The 2658-nt window shown below is 37.6% G+C and carries 3 protein-coding genes and 1 pseudogene; 1 reads left to right on the forward strand and 3 read right to left on the reverse strand.

The genetic code is table 11. From position 1 onward, the window contains the following. Positions 1-201, forward strand: a pseudogene (locus AB4589_RS23000) (hypothetical protein); the annotation flags it as partial. A 60-nt stretch (positions 202-261) separates the two neighbouring features. Here the strand turns inward: AB4589_RS23000 and AB4589_RS23005 are convergent. The 3 genes from AB4589_RS23005 to AB4589_RS23015 are packed head-to-tail and all read right to left on the reverse strand — an operon-like array spanning position 262 to position 2208. Then, positions 262-771 carry an ATP-binding protein gene (locus AB4589_RS23005; RefSeq protein ID WP_104215445.1) on the reverse strand — a complete coding sequence of 170 codons (510 nt, stop codon included), beginning with the start codon at positions 769-771 and terminating at the stop codon, positions 262-264. Next, positions 768-1172 carry an ASCH domain-containing protein gene (locus AB4589_RS23010; RefSeq protein WP_372101764.1) on the reverse strand — a complete coding sequence of 135 codons (405 nt, stop codon included), beginning with the start codon at positions 1170-1172 and terminating at the stop codon, positions 768-770. Before AB4589_RS23010 ends, AB4589_RS23005 begins: the two co-directional genes overlap by 4 nt. Continuing rightward, positions 1150-2208, reverse strand: coding sequence for an N-acetyltransferase (locus tag AB4589_RS23015; protein WP_104215443.1), 1059 nt, complete (start codon positions 2206-2208; stop codon positions 1150-1152). The genes AB4589_RS23010 and AB4589_RS23015 overlap by 23 nt, the downstream gene beginning before the upstream one ends. Positions 2209-2658: the final 450 nt, after the last annotated feature.

A 2658-nucleotide genomic window follows, 5' to 3' on the forward strand; every position in this document is an offset into this window, starting at 1 on the left:
GGTTCATGGGGCGGATACTGTGATGATTGGGAACAGTTCAAAATGTTATACGACAGTATGGAGCTGCCAACTGGCCAAGTGGTGAGACCACAACAAATACTAGCAGGAATTGCGCTTTTGGGGATTCAGTCAGAGTTAGAAATCAAGACATCGACACATTTACTTAAGCTAGCAAGAACAATAGCGAAAATAAAATCGTAATAGTAAGAGCATAGAGGGATATAAAAAAGCCATAGAATATTCTATGGCTTTTTTTCTTAATTACTTAAGCAGTTGTAAAAGAGGCTCAATATCACTACCTGATTCATAGTCAAATACAGGAATATTACGGCTCTTCGCGAACTCATGAACGTTGTTAGATTCTTGAGTTTGTAGCTTTTGAATCAACTCTAAAGGGAGTGCATTTTCGTCCCTAGAAAGTAAACGCCTATGGATCTCTTTTGAATCAGCGAACACATTGATGATCAAAGATGGTCCAATATCGTCAAAAACCTGATAGCTTAGCTCGATTATATCGTTGTTTTTTCCAACGAGACAAAAATGTCCATCCAAAAGTAATTGTTGCTCTTTGAATTGGCTTAGTCCAAAGAGTAATGCTTTTTGATTGGCTTCCGCTTTATCAACAAATTTTGATGTTTCAACATATTCAGAGTTAGATTTGATGATATCGCTACAAGAGTGCGTAGGGATATCAACAAACTTATTGATCTGTTTACACAAGGTTGATTTGCCAACCCCGTGAACACCAGAGATAAAAATCAACTTGCTCATTCGAATGCAAACTCCGGAAAATGGTCATGTGACAAATACATAAAAGACTGCGGTGCAGTGACTTTTGTCTTCATCATGTCGAGTTTAAAAGGGTTATCATACTTTCTGACGTTACCGATTTTTATCGCATGAGCTTCAGATTTTCCGTTGAAGTATTGGTCGAAAAATTCTTTGTTGATGCCAGACTTAGTTTGAGTCTTATCCCAAATGGCCTCTGGACTATCCGTTAAAATCTTTTCGATAGAGAACTCACCGACTATTTTTCCTTCGGGAAGCGTAGAATAAATAATGACTTTCTCTACGCCTGCACGTCGAAAGATTGCTTTGCGATACTCAAACAGCTTTTCACCTGCAAAGATTCTTTTTACGAACTCGGGTTTAATCGATAATAAAACTTGCATCTACCTCACCTAAATCAAGCATGTGTCTAAATTGTTGATCTGTTAACTTCATAGCACCCCAATAGTCATGCACAGATAGACCAACATCACTGATTAGTTTGTCACGAATGACGCGTTTTGTCATCGCAGTATTATAGGTAAAGCGGATAATATGAGGATAGCGTTTAGACTTGTAGAAGTAAGTTAACTCACTTGTGTCAAATACCGAGTAAGAACCTGCATATTTTAAGAATGCATCTAGTGTCGTGAAATCACCGATGTTTTTGTACTCTTCTACAACACATACAGAGGTGATAACTGAACGAAAGCGAGCTGGACCTGCACCATCTGAAGTTCTATAAGTAACAATTATATCTCCCGGCTTGAAATCAGCAGTTAGGTCCATACCGCATAGGTAGATTTTGTGAATACTATTAGTATGAGATACATCTTGGATTAAATCGTGAGATTCACCGCTCAAGATCGAATCTGGTAGCATTCGAGTGTGGTACTTAGGATAAATTGAAAGTAGGTATTTGTTAGATTCACGAACGTCAAAGCGTGGGTAGTCTTTCAATATATGGCCTTGGTTTGTCACCATACTGCGAAACAAAACATTTTCAACGCCATTATCAGTATCTTTTTGGCCAATAACATCAAACCCATATCGAGTCATCAGAGTAATTAGATGAGAGTGTTTTTCAAAAATCGTGACATAAATATCATCTACACCGTATTCGATAGCGTGATCGAATACTTTTTTAATGAATCGTTCTCCTCTACGAGTACCTGCCGCATCAAATTTAAAGGTACCTATTTTTAAATGTTTCGCGTGTGGTAAGTTTGGAGTTGTATCGGTTACAACTCCTTCCTCGATTTTCAAATACATGAACCCTTCAATAGCACGCGCAGCATTATATAATACGTAAGCACTCTCTCCGCCTTGAGATTTCTTCGAAAACCAAGTGGGGAACTCAATGTAGTCTGATTTCAACGTAGAGAAGAATGGGTCATTTAAGTTAATTTCTGAAAACTTTTGATAAAACAGATTTTCCATTTTTAACACCTTGGATATAAAGTGGATGATGATGTAACTGCATGAATAAACACAATTATTACCAATCAATTTATATTCGAAATGAAACAATGTCCATATAATAAATTATCTATGAATTCAATGTGTGGAGGATGTTGAAGATTGGTCGAATTTACCCCCGTGATACAACACGGGGATTCACAACGAACAGCAATAAAATTGTCGATAATTTTTAGTAGGGCAAAAGCCCATTAACAAGATGTGAATGAGTAAAAGGTCTACCAAATAATGGGGCAAAGATGAGTCAATAGGTAAGGGTTTCTTACCTGTGATCACCAAGCGATTCTGTCGTATCGTAACTACCAAGCGACTTTGTCATTCGCTTAATTACCGAGGGAAATTGACGGTCTCTATTTTTACGTAATCCTTTGACTAGTGCTACGAATTAGTCAGGGGTGTATAGGATGATCG

The sequence above is a fragment of the Vibrio sp. 10N.222.49.A3 genome (assembly GCF_041475145.1).
Taxonomy (GTDB): Bacteria; Pseudomonadota; Gammaproteobacteria; order Enterobacterales; family Vibrionaceae; genus Vibrio; species Vibrio tasmaniensis_A.